Source organism: Ochrobactrum sp. SFR4 (assembly GCF_019730395.1).
GTDB lineage: Bacteria > Pseudomonadota > Alphaproteobacteria > Rhizobiales > Rhizobiaceae > Pseudochrobactrum.
Window position 1 is genome coordinate 1 of sequence record NZ_JAAPBB010000409.1, and the last position, 348, is coordinate 348.

Genomic DNA, 348 nt, shown 5'->3' on the forward strand with positions numbered 1-348 from the left:
TGTGGTTGAGCCGGTTACCTCTGCCGGTACGCCGCTGGACGGCATCGTTACTTTGCCGCTGGCGCTGGATATTCCTTATAGTTTCGGTGTGATCAGTCACAATGCCACGCAGCTAAGCGAGACAGCAGCAGAACTGATCACCGCTCTGGAACAGGCCGCCCATCTATTGGTGCCGGGTTTCAAACTTCACACGCCTGATGAACATCAATCGCTGATTACCCAGCTTGCATTGCTGGAGGACTGACCATGACAAAATTTCCCTCATCGCTTGAAGAACTCAACAGCCTCGTTGCCCGTGATCTGGATTATCTGACATTACCGGCCAAAGAATGGGTGCCGCTGAAACAG

The 348-nt window shown here is 52.9% G+C and carries 1 pseudogene; it reads left to right on the plus strand.

Annotated elements, in window-relative coordinates:
* Positions 1-244: pseudogene (locus HBA93_RS19590) on the plus strand (hypothetical protein); the annotation flags it as partial.
* Between the last annotated feature and the right edge of the window lie 104 nt (positions 245-348).